Raw genomic sequence first — 19,977 nt, 5'->3', positions numbered from 1 at the left:
TCGCTTGCCAATCGACACGCACCGTGACGCCGGTGTCGATTACGCACGCTATCAGTCGTGATCACTGTAGAGATCGGCCCTTGAAGAGTAATCGGATGGAGAGGGGCCGATCGTTGCCTCCTCGTCAAGGAGGCGTTCAAGCTCCTCCAATGACAGACGCGGCCCCGGCGGGCGCTTGGCGGTGAGCAAGACGGTCTGCAAATACGCCCGAACCATCAATCCTTCGGCGGCGGCTTTCGCGCTCAGAGCTGCGGCGACGGCATCGTCGAGTTGAACGTTGACCATGAATTAAAGGTACGACAACTGGGCAGACAGCGCACGCGGTTGGCTTACGAAGATTCGACTCACCGCAGCGTCTCCAGCGGCGTCAGCCGCACGGCGGAGAGGGCGGGGAGAAATCCGCCGAGGCCGCCCATCAAGAGTGTGACGAGCATGCCGAGGCCCAAAGTGTCGGTCGTGACCATGAGCTGCAGTACGACGAATTTGCCGCCGCCGCCTTGGCCGCCGCTGACGACGCTCGTGGCCGTCCAGCCGTCGACCAACGAACCGAGCGCACAGCCCGCCAAGCCGCCCACGATCGCGATCGCCATCGATTCGATGAAGAACGACGAGAGAATCTGCCAGCGGGCGAAGCCCATCAACCGTAGAACTCCGATATCGCGGGTGCGTTGGGCGATCGCGGCGAACATCGTATTCATCACGCCGAACACCCCGCCGACCGACATGACCACGGTGACGAAGATGATCGCCACGAGAAACTGCTTGTTCGTGGCCGAGAGCTTCGAGAAGTATTCGGTCTCGGTCATCGCTTGCAGGGCGGCCTTCTTATAGTTCTTCATGTCCGTGGCCAGCCGTTCGGCGGCGGCCGCGTCGGCGGTGCGGAGCACGATCGAAGTGAACAGGTTCGGCTTGCCGAATTCGGGGCCAACGAGCGCGGCTTTCGCCCAGACTTCCGAGCCGAACGTAGAGCCGGACGAGCGCATGATCCCAACGACGATCCATTTCCGCGGGCCGAGATCGAACAGATCGCCGACCTGGAGCTGTTCCTTGCCGCGGTCTTTGCCCAATTCGCCGGCGACTCCTTCGCCGAGCACCGCCTCGAAGGCAACCTCATCGTGGTCGGCGCCGGGAGGCCGCAACCGCACCACGCCCGAATCGGAAATCCACCGACCGCCAGGGAAGAGGGCGAGACCGTGAACCTTTGCCGCCATCGTCGGGTCTTCCAGGCCGCGGACCTGCACGAACCGCCGCTTCCCCGCGCCGGATTGTGAGAGCATCTTGGCGACTGCGTCTGCATTAGACTGCTTAACGACAGTGGAAGTCCCGCTCTTTTTCGAGGGTTCCACAAACGGCGAGAGTTCCCGTTCGTTTGTGTTCGCGGCGAGGAGCACCGATCCTTTCTTCTCGGCGGCTTCCACCAACTGCGGCAGTCCCCGCGCGTTGGTCGCGCTTTCGCTCGGCGGCGGGATTGTCTCTGGAGCTTTATGCGCGATCGGCTGATTGACGACGAGATACACTTCGCGGCTGGCCAGCGGCCGATTCCGCTCGTCGCGAAGCACGCCCCGCTGGAGCGCCACATCGGCGGAATCGGCGTACCCCAAATTGCTCATCAGCTCGTCGGTCACGCCGTCGGACAGCACGATCACATTACCCGGCTGGCCGCTTTGCTCGGTCAATTGGGTCATGCCGTTGACGAAGGCCAGCATAACGACCAGCAGGGCGACGACCAGCGTGAAGGCCAGCGCCGTGAGGAGCGTCGTCCGCCAGCGCACGGCCAGATTGCGGAGGTTGTATTTGAAGGGGATCTTGCCCGCGATTAGCCAGACCGCGCAGATGCCGATGAACCCCGCCACGCGCATATAGACTGCGGGGGTGAGGTCGAGCGGTGCTAACGCAAGGGGGGCGATATTCATTCGAAATCCTCTCGTTCCCAGGCTCCGCCTGGGAACCCACTGCCTGCGAGGCTCTGCCTCGCGATCGCTCGGCGGTCGACGTCAACTGACACTGCATGGCAGGCAGAGCCTGCCGGGCATCGTGTTCCCAGGCTGGAGCCTGGGAACAAGGAATTCTCACGCCACTCTCGCAAACACCTCCGACACTCTGATCCGACAAGCCGTCCAGGCGGGCAGGATGCTACCGGCTAGCGACGTGAACGCCCCGATCGCCAAACCCCACCAGATCGCTTCGATCGGGATGAGAAACGCTGGGAAAAAGGCGATCGGGAATTTCAGCCCGCCGAGCCCCTTATTGATTACAAAGTAAGTCGCGGCGGCACTCGTCAAGCCCGAAAGCGCGCCGATCGTCACCGCCTCGCCGATCACCAGCGCCAGGATGTGCCCCGGCCGGAAGCCAAGCACTTTGAACACGGCCACCTCCATTCGCCGCTCGCGCACATTGATACTGATCGCATTGGCCAGGATCAGCGATAGCGTGAACAAGATGGCCGGCGAAAGGAGCCAGCGCATGCCCCAGATCAGGTCCTTGTACGCATCGAGAAACGAAGCGATGCCCGACGATGCCGTCTCGCACTTCACGGCCGGGCTCGTGAAATTTGGCGATGCCATGATCTGACCGGCAATCCGTTGGAATGAATTCGAATCGGCCACGCGGAGCCAGACGAGATTCAGGCTGTTGTCGGCCATTGCATGCCGCTGGCCGGCGTGGGTCCGCGGATAGTCGTCGATCGCGTCGTTTAGGTAGTCGCGATTCATCGCGGCCGTTTGATTGTAACGGCCGTCGGGAAACGTGCCGACGATGTCGAACTCCAGATCGATGTCCTTGTAATTCATGCTGAAGATCTTGACCCGCTCGCCGACGCGCTTATTGAGCGCCGTCAATCGCTCGCTGCCGATGATGATCCCGCGCTTGTTCGTCTCGAGCTTCTTGATGTTCTCCTGCAACTCGCGGGCCTCGGGGGGCGGAAGCGAATCGAGGTCGTCCATCATCGTGGCCAGCTTCTTCGGTTCGAGAGCAAAGGCGAACATCATGCTCTCGCGAGTCATCTTCCCCGGATCGACCGTGCCGCCGTAGAACTGCCAGCTCATCGAATCCAGCGGGCGGACGTCTTCGGGATGCCGCGCGCCGCCGTCGGCGAGCGCCGCGGCATAGGCGAATGGCATCCGGCTGGGGATTTGCCAGCGCTCGGTGATGATCGCCTTGAAGTTGTTGCTCTTCTCGGCCGTCGCCTGATCGAGAAACGAGAGGATCGACCAGACCAGCGTCACCACGAACACGAGCAATATCGTGCCGAGCGAGGTCAGCGTTGTTCGCAGCAGGTTGCGGCGAAGGTTTTTCAGGATGAGGCGGATGAATTGCATAGTTAAGCCAACGGCGATGCAGCCCCTCACCCCGGCCCTCTCCCAGAGGGAGAGGGAGAAATACCGAGGCCTCGCCGCGGTCGCCCAGTCTCACCGATCACTTGCAAGTCGCCACTCGCAAACCGTCACGGCGCCAGCGACGCCATGATCCGGGTCGGTTCGTCGGCCACGAGTTGACCCTTTTCCAGGTGCAAAATGCGGTGAGCGCGATTCGCGGCGCGGATATCGTGCGTGACAAGGATGATGGTCTTTTGCAGCGTGGTGTGCAGTTCCGTCAGAAGATCGAGAATCTCCTCGGCGCTTTTGGCATCGAGATCGCCGGTCGGCTCGTCGGCGACGATCAGGGTCGGATCGGTAACAATCGCGCGTGCGATGCCGACGCGCTGCTGCTGGCCGCCGGAAAGCTGGCCGGGTCGATGGTGCATGCGATGGCCGAGGCCGACAAGTTCCAGCGCGGTCAGCACCTGCCGCCGCCGCGCCGACGCGGAGATCGGCAGCAACAGCAATGGCAGCTCGACGTTCTCATAAGCGCTCAGCACCGAGAGCAAATGATAGAACTGAAACACGAAGCCGATATGCCGGGTGCGCCAGCGGGCCAATTGGCTCTCCGACATCCGCGAGATCAACTCCTCGCCGACCCAAACCTCTCCCTGACTCGGCCGATCGAGCCCGGCGATCAGGTTCAAGAGCGTAGTCTTCCCCGAGCCGCTCGGGCCCATCAGGGCCATGAACTCGCCGTCGGGCACGCTGAGCGTCAGATCGTTGAGCACGTCGACCTGCTCGCTCCCGCGCGTGAAGAACTTATGCACGCCGCTAACCCGAACTATATTCATGCAAGCACGAAGCGCGAAGTACGAATTTGGACGATGATTCGAAGAGCGAACGACCGGAAGTAATGACGGCCGAGCGTTCCGTTTTTGTACTTCGTACTTCGCACTTCGTACTTGCCTCAGCCCTTCTTGTAAAACGACACGACCGCGCCCATCTCGGGCTTGAGATAGACGCCTTCCTCCTCGGGCGGGATCTTGAGCTTCACGCGCACGGGGATCGCTCCCTTGGCCCGATCGGCTGTCGGCATCAGCCGCGACACGAAGCCGTCGCAAATGCGATCGGGATAGGCGTCGGTGTGGACCTTACAGCGCTGGTTGACGAATACGTTCGAGATGTCGCGCTCCTGAATGGTCAGGTCCACTTCCAGATCGGCGAGGTTCGCCATCGTGCAGATGCTGTAGGAGCCATTGAACACGATCGGGTTGACGATGTTCCCCTCCTCGGCGTTCTTCTTGAGGACCGTGCCCGAGACGGGCGCGCGAACGATGCAATTGTCGAATCGCCATTTAGCTTTGTCGTAGTCGGCCTGAGCGAGCGCGACGTCGGCGCGGGCCGCATCGATTTTCTCGACCCGCGGGCCGAGCTTCATCAGGTTGTAAGCGCTTGTCAATCGCTCGACGCGCCGTACCATCGCCAGATACGCGCTCTCCGAGATTTCGTATTCGTTGTCGGTCACCACCCGAGTGCCCGTGTCGTGCAATCGCTTGGTTCGCTCCCAGGTTGACTTCAACTGGGTGAGCTGCTCTTTCGCTTCGGCCGCGTCGTTGCGGGCCTCTTCAATCTCCTCCGGCCGACTGCCGTGCTCCAGTTCCAAGAGCCGCTGCTTGGCGCTGTCGAGCATTGCCTGCCAATGATCCATGTCGGCCTTGTAATCGACGCTCTCCAATACCGCCAGCACCTTTCCTTGCTCTACATGCTGGCCTTCGATGATGTCGAGCTTCTCGATCATTCCCGAGATCTTCGGGCTGACGAGGATCTCGTGGACGGGAATGATGTAGCCCTTGGATTCGAGGACGACGTCCCCCGCAGCGGGATCCGGCGCCGTCGCACCAGGTTGGCCGGCGGATTGCGCAGCCGCTTGGGAGACGGGGGCCGATTTAGCATCGTCGGTCTTGCCGCCGCCGAGAATTCGCTGGCCGGCGACGATCGCGCCGCCGATGACGACCAGTACAACCAGCCATTTGATGAGCGACCGCCAGCGGAAGCGGCCGGCGGTGACATTCGCGGGCAGTTGCAGCGATTTCACGCGGTCGGATAGCAAACTGCCATCGGCGGCGCGTCGCCCTGCGGCAGCATGATGACCGCCGGACGACTGCACGGGCTGCGCCACGCGTTCGGTCGGCGGAACTGGATCGCGGTCGGTCTTCGTTTCGGTTGCCATACTCGCTTGATTAGATAGGGCCGAGCACCGGGCGTCAATTCCGACTCATCGGGAGGCCGCGATCCAGCATCGGAACTTGGACAGCGGCCGATGGTTTCAGTATCATGCGCACGTTGTTCCCGTCGGGTCTCGTTTTGCTCGCTTCAATGCCCAAGCCATCAACTGATAGGAGGACCGGATCATGCACGACGACGCACGTAGCTTTTTGACGAAGAGTGATTTCTCGCGACGCGAATTCGTGGTTACGACGCTGGCCACCGGCTTTGCCCTGGCGGTGCAGCCGATTTCGGCCGAGACCATCACAACCGATTCGGCCGGTCTCGAAGCGGGCGAGGTGAAAATCCCGGTCCCGGATGGACAAATCCCGGCTTATCGGGCGATGCCAAATAAGGGAGGTCCGTTTCCCGTCGTGCTCGTCGTGCAGGAAATCTTCGGCGTCCATGAGCATATCAAGGATCTTTGCCGCCGACTGGCAAAACTCGGCTATTTGTCAATCGCGCCGGAGTTGTATGCGCGGCAGGGAGACGTATCGAAGGTCAGCGACTTTCAGAAGATCATCAAGGACGTGGTTTCCAAAGTGCCCGATGCGCAGGTCATGTCCGATCTCGATTCGGCGGTGGCATGGGCCAAGGAGTCCGGCAAGGGCGACGTCGGCAAGTTAGCGATCACGGGGTTTTGTTGGGGCGGGCGAATCGTGTGGCTCTATGCCGCCCATAATCCGAACCTCAAGGCCGGCGCAGCTTGGTACGGCCGGCTTGTCGGGCAAGCCGACGACCTCCACCCGAAGAACCCGATCGATATGGCTGGGTCGCTCAAGGCGCCCGTGCTCGGCCTGTACGGCGGCAAGGACAAGGGCATCACCGCCGACAGCATCGAGAAGATGCGCTCGGCGCTGAAGGAGTCGAAGGAGCCGACGGAAATCCACGTCTATCCGGACGCTGACCACGGCTTCAACGCCGATTATCGCCCTAGCTACAACCAAGCGGCTGCCCAAGACGGCTGGCAGCGAATGCTCGAATGGTTCAAGAAATACGGGGCGGCCTAGGGACCGCGATTCGACAGTGTCGCCGAAGTCTACACCGCACGGCGTGCGCGCGTCTGTCGGATCGTGCGCACAGTGGCGTCGTGCGGAGTCAGTAAAAGGCCATCCGGCGACGAACCAAACGCCTACGCGTCGCGCGCGAAATCCGATGTCCACGACACCCCCCGTCGCACCTGCCGTCTTGCGACGGCTCGCAAGGGCAAACCGGGCCTATTTTTTTGGATACATGATCTTCGTCGTGACGATCTTCCCATTGAAGGCGAACGGCGCCTGGTCGAAATAGTCGATCGACACAGGCGAGCCAAGGTCGCTGCCGATGTCGAGGCAGTCGTTGGCGGTGAAGGCGAGAGCGGCCGTGATCGGCACCCGACCTTGCGCCACGACCTTGCCATCCACCTTCAGCGTCACGTCCAGCGGGGCGCCTCGGTGTGGCGCGGCGAGCTTCGACTCGACTTCAATCCGCACCTTGCCAGCCGGCAGCTTGCTTTTCGCCTTGATATGCGTCCGGTCAATCTCGAACAGATTGTATTCGTAGCACAGCACGCCGTCCTTCACGTAGCAGGACAGGCCGCCGGAAAATCCGCCGAGGGCGTAGAGCACTCCGTTGGCGTTCGCGGGCACCTCGACTTTCATGCTGACGGTGTTGTCGAGTTTCCCGAGCTTCGGCGCGGCGAACTCCGGCATCCCAACGATCGGTCCGCTGAACGTCCATTCGGTATAGGGTGTGGAGGGCGCGTCTTCCGGATGAAACACTGCCGTCCACAGACCGCCGCCGATGGGCAAATTCTGGTTCTTCGCCGACTCAATTAGGAAGAGGTTCTTCATGTAGGCGACCCGCTCCGGCATCTTCTCGGCGAGGTCGTCCGCTTGCGACCAGTCGTCATCGAGGTTGTAAAGCTCCCACACGTCGTTCTCCGGGTTCCAGGTGGCGATGCCCTTGGGCAATCCCGACACCCACGGAATGCGCGGTCCGAAAGTGCAGGCATACCAACCGTCGTGATAGACGCCACGGCTGCCCATGATGTCGAAGAACTGCGTCGTCTTGCGGCCCTTGGCTTTCGCATCGGCGAAAGTGTAGGCCATGCTGACGCCATCCATTGACATTTGATCGATTCCATTGACCACGCGCGGTGGGGTAATGCCCACCACATCGTAGATCGTCGGCACGATATCGATGACATGATGGAACTGCGGGCGCGGAGTGTCGTCGTGCTTGATCTTTGCCGGCCACGAAACGGCCATCGGCTGGCGCGTGCCACCGAAATGCGCGGCGACGAGTTTGGTGGACTTGTAAGGCGTGCCACCGGCCCAGGCCCACCCGGCGTGGTACATGTTTTCGGTCTTCGCCGAGCCGAGCGCTTCGAGCCCGCCAAGTTCGTTCAGCGCCTTGATATGCTGCTGAATCGTGCTTGGAATACCGTTCTGTGCGAGCAGTTCGGAGATCGTGCCGTCCTGACCTTCAGCCGACGCGCCGTTGTCGCCCCAGATGTAGAAGATGAGCGTGTTGTTCAGTTTCCCTTCCTTTTCGATTTCATCAATGACGCGGCCGGCATGGTAGTCGGCGTGTTCGGCAAAGCCAGCGTAGACTTCCATCAGGCGGCGCTGGAAAGGCTTTTCCGCTTCGGGAATGGAGTCCCAGGAAGCCATTGTCTTGGCGCGCGGAGTGTCCTGCGCATTCTGCGGAATCCAACCCTTCGCCTTGGCACTGATGAAGACGCGCTCGCGATATTTGTCCCAGCCGTCGTCGAACTTGCCCTTGTATTTGTCGGCCCACTCCTTAGGGACTTGGTGTGGGCCGTGCGCCGCCCCCGGAGCCCAATACATGAAGAACGGCTTGTCGGGCGTGAAGGCCTGCTGTTCGCGCAGCCATTTGATGGCGTCGGTGGCAATGTCGTCGGAGAGATGATAACCCGGGTGCTCATATGTGTGCGGGTCCAACACGGTAGTGTTTCGCACCAGACGCGGCTCGTACTGCGACGCCTCTCCCGCAAGGAAGCCGTAGAAATACTCGAAGCCATAGCCGGTGGGCCAGTAATCGAATGGGCCTTTCGATGTCGTCAATTGGGCGGGCGTGTTGTGCCATTTGCCCCAGGCCGCGGTGTTGTAGCCATAATCCTTGAGCACTTCGGCCACGGTCGCCGCCGACTTCGGGATGCTGCCGCTAAAACCGTCAAAGTCGTTGGCCAGTTCGGCAATCTGGCCATTGCAGACGCGCGTGTGATTGCGCCCCGTGAGAAGCGCCGCGCGCGTGGGAGAGCACATCGCCGTGGAGTGAAAACGGTTGTAGGAGATGCCCATCCGCGCGACGCGGGTGAGCGTCGGCGTGTTGATTTCGCCGCCATACGTCGAGGCCTGTCCCGGGCCGACATCGTCCATGAGGATGATGAGAATGTTGGGCGCATCCGCAGCCAGGTGCTTTGGCTCAACGCGCTTCTTGTAGTTCGAGTCCTTCATTGTCAGCCCGGCCGTCGACGCGGACGGCGTGGGCGGGAAGGGCAGGACCGTCGATCCTTGGGGCGGTTGCCTGTCCTGGGCCAAGAGCGACGCCGGCCCCCCGTCGGCGGTGAGCCAGCCGAGCAGGACACCGCACGCCAAGACCGGAATTACCAACGCGGTCGTTGTTCGCTTCATGGAGTACTCATCCTCGCTGTGTGAATGCGACGTCACCGGGCCGGTTTGTGTCGCACCTTGTTGGCCCCAGATTCTTCCGCGTGACATTTCGCCGAGCCGCGACGATGAATTACCGAGCTAGCCAACGCACGTCGCTACGAACATCCGGCAATGCAATTGACAGCGATTATATATGGCCCAAGATGCGTTAGCTACCAGTTCCAAGCCGTTTGAACCGTCGAAAGAGGGAAGTCCGATTTGGGCTGCGGCGAACGCGCAAGAACGCCACTACGTCAGATCAAATCGGGTTGAACTATGCTCGATGTGCTAAAAGAGCCAGAAAATCAAGGAAGAAAGCCCTTCGACGTTTTGGCCGAATAGCTTTTTTCTCAAAGAAGCCGAGACGACGGGATTTGAGCCGTCGTTAACGCCAACCGCTCCTGTTTTTGGGGGATCCGGCCCGTCGGTTCGAACCACCGAGGGCGCGAAACTACGTCGCTCGGATCGACCGCCGTTGAAACACGGTCGGCCAATCCGCCGTCGTTTGCACGAACTCGTGGGAAGAATCCGTTATTCTTTGCGTTCTCACACAAAACCACCGGTTCTTGGGTCAGTTCAGTGGGAAGTCGTGGTGACCACGCGAACCCGCCACCAGTCCTGCCTTGGTTAGAGCCTAATAGAGAACCGCCTAGCAAACGGGACAGTCTCCGTTTTGCTCCGCCGACCATCGCGGCGACGGTGCCCGCGCAAAGGGGGACAGTCCCGCGAGCGCAAAAGAGCGCCGCTCCGAGATGAATACATCCCGGAGCGGCCGCTCGATTTGGCGGGCGGTTATTGGCCCCACAGGCCGTTTGTCACCGCTCGGTCGTTCCCGCGCTTCGGGCCACGTTGGCCGAAAGATCTCGAATCAGCTTGCGGCAGTCGTCGAGATGCATCTGAGCCGTTTTGGTCCCTTGGTCGACGACTTGCTTCAGGTCTGGCGAGACGTGGTTTCCCCCGGCCGTTGCCGAGGCGATGAACACCACGTGAGCCCAGAATTGCTGGCCAACATAAGCGCGGTCAAAATCGCTTCCCTGATACTGACCGAGTTCACGTTCGATGCTCTGGACGACTTGGTTGCCAATCTCCTGGCGAATCTTTTCAAATTCGTTCGCCTTCGATCCCGGCTCGGTGCTCGCTGGGGCGCCCGGCTGAGTTCCAGGTTGACCGACGGTTTCGGTGCCCGGCTGCGCGGCAGCAGAAGTGCCCGGCTGAGCGCTTGTCTGATTGCCGGGTTGCCCGCGGCCTTCCGCGCTGGTGAAGCGCTGCAATTGATTGTCCAGATTCGTATGGTCTTCGATGGCCTTCTGGGCAAACTTGCGCACCTCCTCATTCTGAGTATGCTTCAAGGCGAAGTTGGCGAGGTCGATTTCTTGCTGGCTGCATTGCTGCATGGCGTTGGCCGCCATTTTGTCAATGTGGGCCTGGCTGTTTTGGCCGGGCTGGGCGGGGTCTTGGCCTTGATCCTGTCTTTGTTGTTGATTCCTTTGTTGATCCTGGTTCTGGTTCCGGTCGTTCCGCTGGGCCACAGCTTGACTGACAAAGCCGAGCGCCAGGGCGGCAACGGCGACCGCGAGACATGTGCTTGCTACAAAACTTCTCATTTCCATGCTCCTTCTGTTGGGCATACGGATCGTGTGCGCTACAATTCCGCCCGCCCACTTGAAATCGCCGCCAGCCCAAAAATAGCGGCGCGTCAAGCGATTAGACCGGATGCTCTGCAATCGGCGTTCCGTGCCGCATGGCTCGCCTCCGGCTGAAGCGATGACAGCTCTGGTTTCGCGGGCCGCTAGCGAAAAGGGCCATGCTCGCGGTGGTTGCGACTTCTCGAGCGACCAGATTCTCTGCCCTTGATTGCTCTGCGACCGTGGCCAGGGCTTGGCCGCGCTGAGTTTGTCCGGGCCAATCTGATTGGGGAGAGCCGCAGCGGTCTGCTATCAGCCATCGCCGTTCCAACTCGGTTTGAGAGCAGCACACGTCATTCGCAAGCGAACACCCATTGGCGAACGCTTGACACACGCTAGCGGCCGAATGCACGATAGGGCCTTGCCGACCTATTGATCGCCGTCACGCCAAATGATGAGGCAACGATGAGCAACTCGATTCGGTTTCTAGTTTTAAGAATGATCTCTACGGCCGGGCTATTTGCAATCATTCTCCGCGGCGCGTCCCCGGCCGCGCCAGATAATCCCTCGGCCGGCGCGAAGGTCTCCAGTTTCGCCCCGGCGGAAGACCTCGCGAACCAGCTCAATTCGATAATCGCTCGCGTCGACGAATCGCTGGCCAAGCCAGACGATTTTGACGACGCGCTCCAAAGTCGGATCGCCAAGGAAGCCGACGTCGCGGCCGTGATTGCGCTGGGCCTTGGGATGAGCGACCAAGATCACGCGCTGAAGCGGTCGGCCTCGTCGATTTTGTCGGCCGCGCAATCGCTGGCGAAAGCCGCTGACTTTGCCGCAGCCCGCACGGCAATCGATAGCCTGAAGCTGGCAGCCGGCGGAAAGCCATCGCAGGCCTCAGCCGCGCCGGAACTTCGTTGGCATCCGGTCGCCCCGCTCGGCCTGCTGATGAAGGAAGTGCCGATCATCAATAGCAATCTCAAACGGGCCGTGCAGCCGGAACGATTCAAGGCCCAGACGAAAACCTCGGCTGGGGCCGCGGCCGCGCTCGCCGTCATTGCCCAAGAGGCGGCGACCGACCACGATGCCATCAAGAAGCCCGCCGATATCCCGAATTGGGAGCAATACTGCTTTGAGATGCGCGACGCGGCCGGTGGCGTCAATCGGGCAATTCATGCGGGCGATGCCGAAGGGACCCGGCAGGCATTCGCGCGACTATCAAAATCGTGCGAGGAATGTCATCGAGTTTTTCGCCGATGATTCCTTCCCGGTTTCATCAGCCGTTCTACTTTCGCTAACCGAGTTGATCCGTCAAAGAATCTCCGAAACCACGGTCAGTTGTTCGCCGGCGATCCGCCGCGCCGCGACTCAAGTGGTATGGTAGTGGGTACGATGCACGACTCAGAAGCTCACCCCTTGGAGATGGATGGAACCGTGCTCAAAGCCGCCCCTCACCCGCATCCGGCGTTGCAGTTTACCTATCCGCTTCCCTACGGCGCGATTCTCCACGAAGGTGGGGTCCAATTCGTCGTGTTCAGCCGTTCGGCGACCGCCATGCGGCTGCTGCTTTACAACCACCAAGATGATCCAGAGCCGGCCGAGGTGATCCCGTTCGATCGCGACACCGACCGCTGGGGAGACGTTTGGAGCATCTATATTCCGGGCGTCTCGCCGGGGCAACTCTACCATTTTCAGGCCGACGGGCCATTTGACCCCGAACGCGGGCAGCGCTTTAACGGTCGCGCGCGGCTGATCGATCCTTACGCTCGCGCGCTGGCGGGCCGGTTCCTGCCATCGCCCGACGGCGTCGTCCGCCCGCCGAAATGCGTCGTGATCGACGATCACTTCGATTGGCAGGATGATCGGCATTTGCGCCGCAACCTGTCGGACAGTGTGATTTACGAATTGCACGTCCGCGGCTTCACCCGCGACGCGACTAGCGGCGTCGATCATCCGGGAACTTATCTCGGCGTGATCGAAAAAATCCCTTATCTCAAATCGCTGGGAGTGACGGCGGTCGAATTGATGCCGGTGCACGACTTCCCGATGCAAAGTCCGCACGGGCACGAATTGGCCCGGCCGAACTATTGGGGCTACGATCCGCTGGCGTTCTTCGCGCCGCATCATGGGTATTCCGCCAGCAGCGAGCCAGGCGCGCAGGTGGTCGAGTTCAAGCAGATGGTGCAGGCGCTGCACTGCGCCGGGATCGAGGTGATCATCGATGTCGTGTTCAACCACACGGCCGAAGGGAACGAACTCGGTCCGACGCTGAGCTTCAAGGGGCTCGAAAACCGCGTCTACTACATGCTCGGCAACGGCGGCAGCTATTATCGAAACTATTCCGGCTGCGGCAACACGATCAACGGCAATCACCCGATCGTTCGCGAGCTGATCTTTCTCTGCCTGCGGCACTGGGTGCACAACTTTCACATCGACGGCTTCCGCTTCGATCTGGCTTCGATCTTGAGCCGCGATCGGAACGGCGACCTCGTGCCCAATCCGCCGCTGGTCGAGCGGATCGCCGAAGACCCCCTCCTGGCCGACACGAAGATCATCGCCGAGGCCTGGGACGCCGCCGGCGCCTATCAAGTCGGTTCGTTCGGCAAGCTGCGGTGGTCGGAATGGAACGGCCAGTTTCGCGACGAGATCCGCCGCTATTGGCGCGGCGAGTCGTTCATGACGGGCCACCTGGCCACGCGGATCGCCGGCTCGGCCGACCTTTATCAAGCCGGTGGCCGGCAGCCGTATCACAGCATCAATTTCATCACCTCGCACGACGGCTTTCCGGTGAACGATCTGGTAAGCTATTCCCGAAAGCACAACGAGGAAAACGGCGAAGGAAACCGCGACGGCGACGACAACAACTACAGCGACAACTATGGGATCGAGGGCCCGACGCGCCGCCGCAACATCGAGCTACTCCGCGAGCGGCAGGTCAAGAACCTTCTGGCTACGCTGCTCCTCAGTCAAGGCGTGCCGATGATGCTCTCGGGCGACGAATTCCGCCGCACGCAGCGCGGCAATAACAACGCCTATTGCCAAGACAATCCAACCTCGTGGTTCGATTGGAAGCTGATCGAGAAACACGCCGATCTGGTCCGGTTTGTCACTGGATTGATCGCGATGCGGCGGGCGAATCCGACATTGCGCCGCAAAGATTTCCTCCGCGGCGAGCCGACCCGGCCGGGGGAATTCCCCGACGTGAGCTGGTTTAGCGCCGAAGGGACGGCGATGATCTGGGAGCGGAACGATCCGAGCTTGATCTGCGTATTCGGCGCGCCCGGGAAGCCAGAAGACGCCCGCAACCCGGGCCGGCACGTGATGCTCCTGTTCCACGCCGGGCCAAATCCGCGCACCTTCACGATCCCATCACTAGTCCGCGGCATCGCCTGGCGGCAATTCATCGACACCGCCGCCGCCCCGCCGAACGACATTTGTCCGCAACTAGATGGCCCGGTTGCGCCCGCAACCTCCATGCTCGAACTCGAAGGCCGCTCGCTAGTTTGCTTCGTGTCGACGGGATGACCGGACGTTAAATATTTCAGTCCGTCGATGTTCGGCGCGGTTATTTGACACCACAGCGAACGGCGCGGATTTTTTGCCCGCTCGCAGCTTGCAAGATATACTGGCACTGCCGGCCACAATTGGTTCTCCGCGCGACTTGCCGCAAGACCGCGCGCGGGTCATCTCTCCCTGAGGAGATCATGCCTCGCTCCCGCACTAACGACCATTCCAAAACGAAAACGGTGAAACGGGCGGTCCTCCGCGACATTGTCCGGCGAGTCGTTGATGTTGCGCAACCCGAGAAGATTATTCTGTTCGGCTCGGCTGCGCGGGGATCGATGGGACCGAACAGCGACGTCGATCTATTGGTGATCAAGCGCGGGCGATTCGATCGCGGCCAGCTCGTCGAGAGAATCTACCTCGGTATGCATGGGGCGGCCGAAGCGGTTGACGTCATCGTCGTCACCCCAGAAGAGGTTGAGCGCTATCGGGACGAATTCTGTCTAGTGATCTATCCGGCATTGAGGGAAGGCAAAGTCGTGTATGCCGCGAAAGCGACTGCGGCCAAATGACCCGCGCGAATGGCTCAACAGGGCCCGCAGCAACCTCGCCTGCGCCCGAGCGACCGTTCCGGACGCATATCTCGAGGAAGCTCCGGTGCAACATTGGGCTGCATCACAAGACTGAAACCTTGAGCTTTGCGGTCTCAAGTTGTCGCTTCGTCTCCTCGAACAATCTCCGATCGGTGAAACCAAGTTCGACCCATTCGTCATGACAAACAAAGGCTCGGCCAAAACCAACGCTCGGAATCAAATGAACGTCCCAAGCGAACAAAACGCAATAATGAATCAGAGTAACCACCTCGGGCCGCTCGTAGTCGAGACAAAGATGGCCCGGCGCCTCGTGCAGCAATCGTAAATCGCCGTACGACTGGCGGAAACGGTAATAAGCGTGGAGGTTCTCCATCGAGTGAGAGATACCCCAATCGGTCACCCACAGCAGACACTCCCGGCGCGGCAACATCGCGGACTCGATGCAACGGCTGAACCATTGCAACTGCGTGAAAGACGGTGGAAAGCGGCAGCAAAGTCGATGAGTGCAGTTCAACTCTCTCGTCGGGCGCCGGCTCTCATCCAATGGCGACTCCATGCCCTCGCACCATTGGGAACATTCGGTTGGCGTGAGAAAATGCATAGCGCGGACTTTCTGTCAGGATTACGAATCAATAAGTCTTCCAACACCCCGGCGTGATGAGTTCGACCAAATGGCCGTCGGGGTCACGGAAGTAGATGCTTCGGCCGCCGCGGGGCCAATCGACGCGGCTTTCGACGGCGATGTTCTGGTCCGCCAAGCGCGCTAGCCAGGCATCCCAATCGTCGGCATTGATCGAAAACGCCAGGTGCAAATGGCCGTGGCCGTCGTGGGGCGGGATGAATCCGCCGGAGGTCTTCGCCCCACTCGTCGAGGCGCCCTCGCGGAATAGCAACAGCACTTGCCGCCCGGCGACATCCAGCGCACGGAATCGCTCGTCCCCTTCGATCTGCTCGAAACCGAACAGTTCTTGATAGAACCGAACGGAGCGGACCAGATCGCCTATGTACAACGCCGTTTCCAAGATTCCCGTGACATGAGTCATGATTGAATTGCCTCACATCATATCCAGCGGATCGACGTCGGCGGTCCATTGAATCGGGCCATTCCGCGGGGCGGCAGACATTACATCGCGAACGACTGCGCGGAGTTTTTCGCCGTCGGTTGCTTGAAGTTGAACGTGAAATCGTTGCAGGCCGCGGAGCTTCGCGATCGGGGCCGGCGCTGGCCCGAGCATCCGCCACGCGGTGGCTACCTGGCCCAACTCGACTTTGAATCGCTCGGCCAGCTCGGCGGCAAATTCCTTGGTCGCCTTGCCATCCGGCCCGCGGACGATGATCCGAACCATTTCCGAGTAGGGCGGATATAAGAGCGCTTCGCGGATCGGCAACTCCTGCCGGGCGAACATCGGGTAATCGTGTCGCACGGCCGCCCTAATCGCCGGATGATCGGGGCTGAAGGTTTGCACGAGCACCCGGCCGCCATGCTCGCCGCGGCCAGTGCGGCCAGCCACCTGCGTGACGAGTTGAAATGTCCGCTCGGCCGCGCGAAAGTCCGGCAGGTGCAGCGCCGTGTCGGCGTTGATCACGCCGACGAGCGTCACGCGCGGAAAATCGAGCCCCTTGGCGATCATCTGCGTGCCGAGCAGAATATCTACCTTGCCATCGCGGAAGGCGTCGAGCGCCTTGGCATGAGCGCCGTGCGACTGCATGGTGTCGGTGTCCATCCGCAGAATACGCGCCTGCGGGAACCGGGAAGCAATCTCCGCCTCGAGCTTTTGAGTCCCCACGCCCGCGTATTGAATCCCTGGAAAACTGCACTCGGGGCATTCGCGCGGTGCGGCCGTGCGATAATCGCAGTAGTGGCAAATCGCCAACTCTCCCTGGCGATGATGCGTGAGCGCCAATTCGCAATTTGGGCAGCGGACCACCATGCCGCACTTGGGGCACTGGATGTGCGTCGAGAAGCCGCGGCGATTGAGCAGCAGGATCACCTGGCCGCCGTCGCGCAAGGCCGCGTCGATCGCCTGGTGCATCTGCCGGCCGACCGCTCCGCGCGTGCGCCGATTGTGAAACTCGTCGCGGAGATCGATCGTGCCCACCAGCGGCATCGGCCGATCGAACACCCGCCGCGGCATCTCGATCAGCCGGAATTCCCCCTGCTGAGCTCGATACCAGCTTTCGAGCGACGGGGTGGCCGAACCGAGAATCAGCGGAATCCCTTCCGATTTCGCCCGCCAGAGGGCCACTTCGCGGGCATGGTAACGCGGAGTGGTTTCCTGCTTGAAGGTCGATTCGTGCTCTTCGTCCATGACGATCAGGCCGAGGTTCGGGATCGGCGCGAAGGCGGCGCTCCGCGCGCCGACGACCACCGACACTTCTCCGCGCGCGATTCGCTGCCAATGCAAATGCCGCTCGGCCTCGCGCAGATGGCTGTGCAACACCGCAACCTGGTCGAAGCGGGCGCGGAACCGCTCGCGAGTTTGCGGAGTGAGGCTGATTTCCGGTACGAGCACGATCGCCTGCCGGCCAAAACGCACGACCTCTTGAATCGCCTGGATGTAAACCTCGGTCTTACCGCTCCCGGTGACGCCATGCACGAGGAGCGTTTCCTGCCGGCCGGAATGGATCGCCGCGAGCATCGCTTCGAGCGCCAGGCGCTGATCGTCGTTGAGCACGTGGTTCGGTTCGCGCGGCGCGGGCGGATCGCGCGCTTCGTCGGGCGCGGCGATTCGCGATTCGACGGTGACGATTCCTTTCCGCTGGAGCGTGCCAATCGGGGCGGCGGTGCAGTTGAGCGCTGTGGTTAGTTCCTTCGGAGTGACCGGCGCGCCGCGCTCGGAGAGAAATCGCACGATCGCGGCCTGTTTTTCCGACAACTTCAATTCACCGATCCGACCAGCGGCGTCCGGCGCGAGCGAGATCAGCTTCACGCGCCGCGTGCCGGCTCTTTCGCGAACCGCGGCCGGAAGCACCGTTTCCAACGCTTGTCCCCAGGTCGAAAGATACCGGCCGGCCATCCATTCCGTGAGGCGAAGCATCGCCGGCGAAAGCAAACTCTGGCGGTCGATCACGTCCGCGAGCGGTTTCAACTTCCGCCGCACGTCGGCCTGATTGGTCAACCGGACGCAATAGCCGACAACCGCGCGATTCCCGCGGCCAAACGGCGCCCGCACCCGCATTCCGCCGGTCAGGCGATCGCGCATATCGTCCGGCACCAGGTAATCAAACGGGCGATCCGGAGCGCTCGGAAAAATGACGCTCGCCACCAACCGCTCGCGCGCATCGTCATCTTCCCAAGCGGCGACCGGCTCGATCTCGAACAAATTCTGCTGTGGCATAACTATTCAATTGTACACATCGTGCGAGTCGGAGCACATCTCGTAGCGGATTTCGCCAGAAATCCGGTCGCCGCGGCTCGCCATCGGAATTCTGGCGAAGTCCGCTGCGACAGTTTCGGTTGCCCATCCCGCGACCATTAGACAACCCGCCGCGCCGACTGTCTAATGCTCCCATGCGGCTCGGCATCTACGGCGGCAGTTTTGATCCGGTCCATTTCGGGCATCTGCTCCTCGCGGAATGCTGCCGGGAACAGTGCCGGCTCGATCAGGTCTGGTTCGTGCCGGCCGCGGTGCCGCCGCACAAGCAACGCGGCGCCGTCGCATCGGCCGCCGCCCGCGTCGATATGCTCAAACTGGCGACTGGCGGGCATGAGGCGTTCGCCGTCTCGACGATCGAAACGGAGCGCGGCGGCGTGAGCTACACGGTCGATACGCTCGAATCGGTCCGCGGGCAGCAGCCCGAGGCGGAACTCTTCTTCCTGATGGGTGGCGATTCACTCGCCGAATTCGGCACGTGGCGCGAGCCGGGCCGGATTTGCAAATTGGCGCCGCCGATCGTCGTCCGACGCGCCGGGGCCGCCGAGCCCGATTACGCGGTCCTCGCTCCGCTCGTGCCGGCCGACCGCCTCGAAGCCATCCGCCGGCTACGCGTCGAGATGCCAGTCATCGACTTGAGCGCGAGCGACCTCCGCCGGCGCGTTGCCGCCGGCCTGAGCATCCGTTACCGCACTCCTCGATCCGTGGAGAAATACATCGAGGCGAACGGCCTCTACCGCGCGCCGGCAACAAGCCCGTAGCGGCGGCATCTTTCCGCCGTTGCCCAAAAAGGAGATACCCGTGACCGCCGCACCAAAAATCGAGGGCATTTTCGTCCCGCACATGGTCCCGCTCGACAACGCCGGCCAGATCGACGAGACCGAGCTGCGGCGATACATCGACTGGCTCATCGCCAAGGGAGTCCACGGCCTGTACCCGAACGGCTCGACCGGCGAGTTCACGCGATTCACCGCGGAGGAACGGCGGCGCGTGGTGCAGATTGTGTGCGAGCAGGCGGCGGGCCGCGTGCTCGTCTTGGCCGGCGCGGCCGAGGCCAACACCCGCGAAACGATCCGAGCCTGCGAGACCTACGCCGGCTTCGGGGCGCGGGCGGTCGCCATTGTCTCGCCATTCTACTACCGGCTCGGCCCGGAATCGGTCTACGCCTACTTCCGCGAGATCGCCCTGAACAGCCCGATCGACGTGACGCTTTACAACATCCCGATATTCGCCAGCCCGATCGACGTGCCGACGATCCGCCGCCTGGCCGAGCTGCCGCGGATCGCGGGGATCAAAGATTCCTCCGGCGACTTGACCTTCATGATGCGGATGATCGCCGCGGTCCGGCCAGCGCGCCCCGGTTTTGCGTTCCTCACCGGCTGGGAAGCGCTCCTGGTTCCATCGCTATTGATCGGCGTGGATGGCGGCACGCACGCCACGGCCGGCGTCGTCCCCGAAGTGATGTGCTCGCTCTACGACCTGACCCGCTCTGGCCGGACCGAAGAGGCGATGAAGCTCCAATACCGCCTGCTCGAACTCTTCGACGCGATGCTCTACTCGGCCGACTTCCCCGAAGGCTTCCGCGCCGCAGTCGAACTCCGCGGCATCCACCTCGGCCCCAGCCGCCAACCGCTCAGCGAACGCCAGCAATCCGACCGCGCGGCGGT

Annotated in this window: 17 protein-coding genes; 7 read left to right on the top strand and 10 right to left on the bottom strand. The window is 61.7% G+C overall.

The window, feature by feature from the left end:
- Positions 1-51: 51 nt before the first annotated feature.
- The 5 genes from VGY55_07880 to VGY55_07860 all read right to left on the bottom strand — a co-directional run bounded on the left by VGY55_07880 (position 52) and on the right by VGY55_07860 (position 5,529).
- Complete coding sequence (locus VGY55_07880; protein ID HEV2969893.1) at positions 52-285, bottom strand: hypothetical protein; 234 nt, start codon at positions 283-285, stop codon at positions 52-54.
- Between the two features lie 59 nt (positions 286-344).
- On the bottom strand, positions 345-1,913 hold the full coding sequence (locus VGY55_07875; protein ID HEV2969892.1) for an ABC transporter permease: 1,569 nt from the start codon (positions 1,911-1,913) through the stop codon (positions 345-347).
- Positions 1,914-2,069: 156 nt separating this feature from the next.
- Entirely contained in the window at positions 2,070-3,317 is a 1,248-nt protein-coding gene (locus VGY55_07870) for an ABC transporter permease (GenBank protein ID HEV2969891.1), read from the bottom strand.
- A gap of 125 nt (positions 3,318-3,442) precedes the next feature.
- Positions 3,443-4,150: an ABC transporter ATP-binding protein gene (locus VGY55_07865; GenBank protein HEV2969890.1), complete on the bottom strand. Its 708-nt coding sequence runs from the start codon at positions 4,148-4,150 to the stop codon at positions 3,443-3,445.
- Positions 4,151-4,266: 116 nt separating this feature from the next.
- The gene (locus VGY55_07860; protein HEV2969889.1) at positions 4,267-5,529 is read right to left on the bottom strand and encodes an efflux RND transporter periplasmic adaptor subunit; all 1,263 of its coding nucleotides are present in this window, start codon (positions 5,527-5,529) and stop codon (positions 4,267-4,269) included.
- A 181-nt stretch (positions 5,530-5,710) separates the two neighbouring features.
- On the opposite strand from VGY55_07860, the gene VGY55_07855 reads away from it, so the two are divergent.
- On the top strand, positions 5,711-6,574 hold the full coding sequence (locus VGY55_07855; protein ID HEV2969888.1) for a dienelactone hydrolase family protein: 864 nt from the start codon (positions 5,711-5,713) through the stop codon (positions 6,572-6,574).
- Between the two features lie 207 nt (positions 6,575-6,781).
- Here the strand turns inward: VGY55_07855 and VGY55_07850 are convergent, their stop codons facing one another.
- The gene (locus VGY55_07850; protein HEV2969887.1) at positions 6,782-9,025 is read right to left on the bottom strand and encodes an arylsulfatase; all 2,244 of its coding nucleotides are present in this window, start codon (positions 9,023-9,025) and stop codon (positions 6,782-6,784) included.
- A gap of 1,010 nt (positions 9,026-10,035) precedes the next feature.
- The gene (locus VGY55_07845; GenBank protein HEV2969886.1) at positions 10,036-10,614 is read right to left on the bottom strand and encodes a DUF4142 domain-containing protein; all 579 of its coding nucleotides are present in this window, start codon (positions 10,612-10,614) and stop codon (positions 10,036-10,038) included.
- Here VGY55_07845 and VGY55_07840 point away from each other — a divergent pair.
- The 4 genes from VGY55_07840 to VGY55_07825 all read left to right on the top strand — a co-directional run bounded on the left by VGY55_07840 (position 10,594) and on the right by VGY55_07825 (position 14,915).
- Positions 10,594-10,980, top strand: a complete 387-nt coding sequence (locus VGY55_07840; GenBank protein ID HEV2969885.1) for a hypothetical protein — start codon at positions 10,594-10,596, stop codon at positions 10,978-10,980. The genes VGY55_07845 and VGY55_07840 overlap by 21 nt on opposite strands.
- A gap of 330 nt (positions 10,981-11,310) precedes the next feature.
- The gene (locus VGY55_07835) at positions 11,311-12,099 is read left to right on the top strand and encodes a hypothetical protein (protein ID HEV2969884.1); all 789 of its coding nucleotides are present in this window, start codon (positions 11,311-11,313) and stop codon (positions 12,097-12,099) included.
- 162 nt (positions 12,100-12,261) lie between these two features.
- A complete protein-coding gene (glgX, locus tag VGY55_07830) occupies positions 12,262-14,364 on the top strand; it encodes a glycogen debranching protein GlgX (GenBank protein HEV2969883.1) in 2,103 nt (700 codons plus the stop codon).
- A 179-nt stretch (positions 14,365-14,543) separates the two neighbouring features.
- Positions 14,544-14,915, top strand: a complete 372-nt coding sequence (locus VGY55_07825) for a nucleotidyltransferase domain-containing protein (GenBank protein HEV2969882.1) — start codon at positions 14,544-14,546, stop codon at positions 14,913-14,915.
- Positions 14,916-15,018: 103 nt separating this feature from the next.
- Here the strand turns inward: VGY55_07825 and VGY55_07820 are convergent, their stop codons facing one another.
- The 3 genes from VGY55_07820 to priA all read right to left on the bottom strand — a co-directional run bounded on the left by VGY55_07820 (position 15,019) and on the right by priA (position 18,274).
- Entirely contained in the window at positions 15,019-15,366 is a 348-nt protein-coding gene (locus VGY55_07820) for a hypothetical protein (protein ID HEV2969881.1), read from the bottom strand.
- 199 nt (positions 15,367-15,565) lie between these two features.
- Positions 15,566-15,979, bottom strand: a complete 414-nt coding sequence (locus tag VGY55_07815) for a VOC family protein (protein ID HEV2969880.1) — start codon at positions 15,977-15,979, stop codon at positions 15,566-15,568.
- A gap of 12 nt (positions 15,980-15,991) precedes the next feature.
- The gene (gene priA, locus VGY55_07810) at positions 15,992-18,274 is read right to left on the bottom strand and encodes a primosomal protein N' (protein ID HEV2969879.1); all 2,283 of its coding nucleotides are present in this window, start codon (positions 18,272-18,274) and stop codon (positions 15,992-15,994) included.
- A 173-nt stretch (positions 18,275-18,447) separates the two neighbouring features.
- Here priA and nadD point away from each other — a divergent pair, with 173 nt between their 5' ends.
- The gene (gene nadD, locus VGY55_07805) at positions 18,448-19,071 is read left to right on the top strand and encodes a nicotinate-nucleotide adenylyltransferase (protein ID HEV2969878.1); all 624 of its coding nucleotides are present in this window, start codon (positions 18,448-18,450) and stop codon (positions 19,069-19,071) included.
- 40 nt (positions 19,072-19,111) lie between these two features.
- Positions 19,112-19,977, top strand: an 866-nt coding sequence (locus tag VGY55_07800; protein ID HEV2969877.1) for a dihydrodipicolinate synthase family protein, incomplete at its 3' end; no start/stop codon positions are given.

It is taken from the genome of Pirellulales bacterium, from assembly GCA_035939775.1.
Taxonomy (GTDB): domain Bacteria; phylum Planctomycetota; class Planctomycetia; order Pirellulales; family DATAWG01; genus DASZFO01.
Note: the sequence above shows the minus strand (reverse complement) of the source record. Positions and strands in the feature narration are given on the sequence as shown.

Bases quoted from the DNA above. Each gene is read 5' to 3' on its own strand.
- VGY55_07880 (HEV2969893.1), bottom strand. From the start codon at position 285: ATGGTCAACGTTCAACTCGACGATGCCGTCGCCGCAGCTCTGAGCGCG.
- VGY55_07875 (HEV2969892.1), bottom strand. From the start codon at position 1,913: ATGAATATCGCCCCCCTTGCGTTAGCACCGCTCGACCTCACCCCCGCA.
- VGY55_07870 (HEV2969891.1), bottom strand. From the start codon at position 3,317: ATGCAATTCATCCGCCTCATCCTGAAAAACCTTCGCCGCAACCTGCTG.
- VGY55_07865 (HEV2969890.1), bottom strand. From the start codon at position 4,150: ATGAATATAGTTCGGGTTAGCGGCGTGCATAAGTTCTTCACGCGCGGG.
- VGY55_07860 (HEV2969889.1), bottom strand. From the start codon at position 5,529: ATGGCAACCGAAACGAAGACCGACCGCGATCCAGTTCCGCCGACCGAA.
- VGY55_07855 (HEV2969888.1), top strand. From the start codon at position 5,711: ATGCACGACGACGCACGTAGCTTTTTGACGAAGAGTGATTTCTCGCGA.
- VGY55_07850 (HEV2969887.1), bottom strand. From the start codon at position 9,025: ATGAAGGACTCGAACTACAAGAAGCGCGTTGAGCCAAAGCACCTGGCT.
- VGY55_07845 (HEV2969886.1), bottom strand. From the start codon at position 10,614: ATGCAGCAATGCAGCCAGCAAGAAATCGACCTCGCCAACTTCGCCTTG.
- VGY55_07835 (HEV2969884.1), top strand. From the start codon at position 11,311: ATGAGCAACTCGATTCGGTTTCTAGTTTTAAGAATGATCTCTACGGCC.
- glgX (HEV2969883.1), top strand. From the start codon at position 12,262: ATGGATGGAACCGTGCTCAAAGCCGCCCCTCACCCGCATCCGGCGTTG.
- VGY55_07825 (HEV2969882.1), top strand. From the start codon at position 14,544: ATGCCTCGCTCCCGCACTAACGACCATTCCAAAACGAAAACGGTGAAA.
- VGY55_07820 (HEV2969881.1), bottom strand. From the start codon at position 15,366: ATGTTGCCGCGCCGGGAGTGTCTGCTGTGGGTGACCGATTGGGGTATC.
- VGY55_07815 (HEV2969880.1), bottom strand. From the start codon at position 15,979: ATGACTCATGTCACGGGAATCTTGGAAACGGCGTTGTACATAGGCGAT.
- priA (HEV2969879.1), bottom strand. From the start codon at position 18,274: ATGCCACAGCAGAATTTGTTCGAGATCGAGCCGGTCGCCGCTTGGGAA.
- nadD (HEV2969878.1), top strand. From the start codon at position 18,448: ATGCGGCTCGGCATCTACGGCGGCAGTTTTGATCCGGTCCATTTCGGG.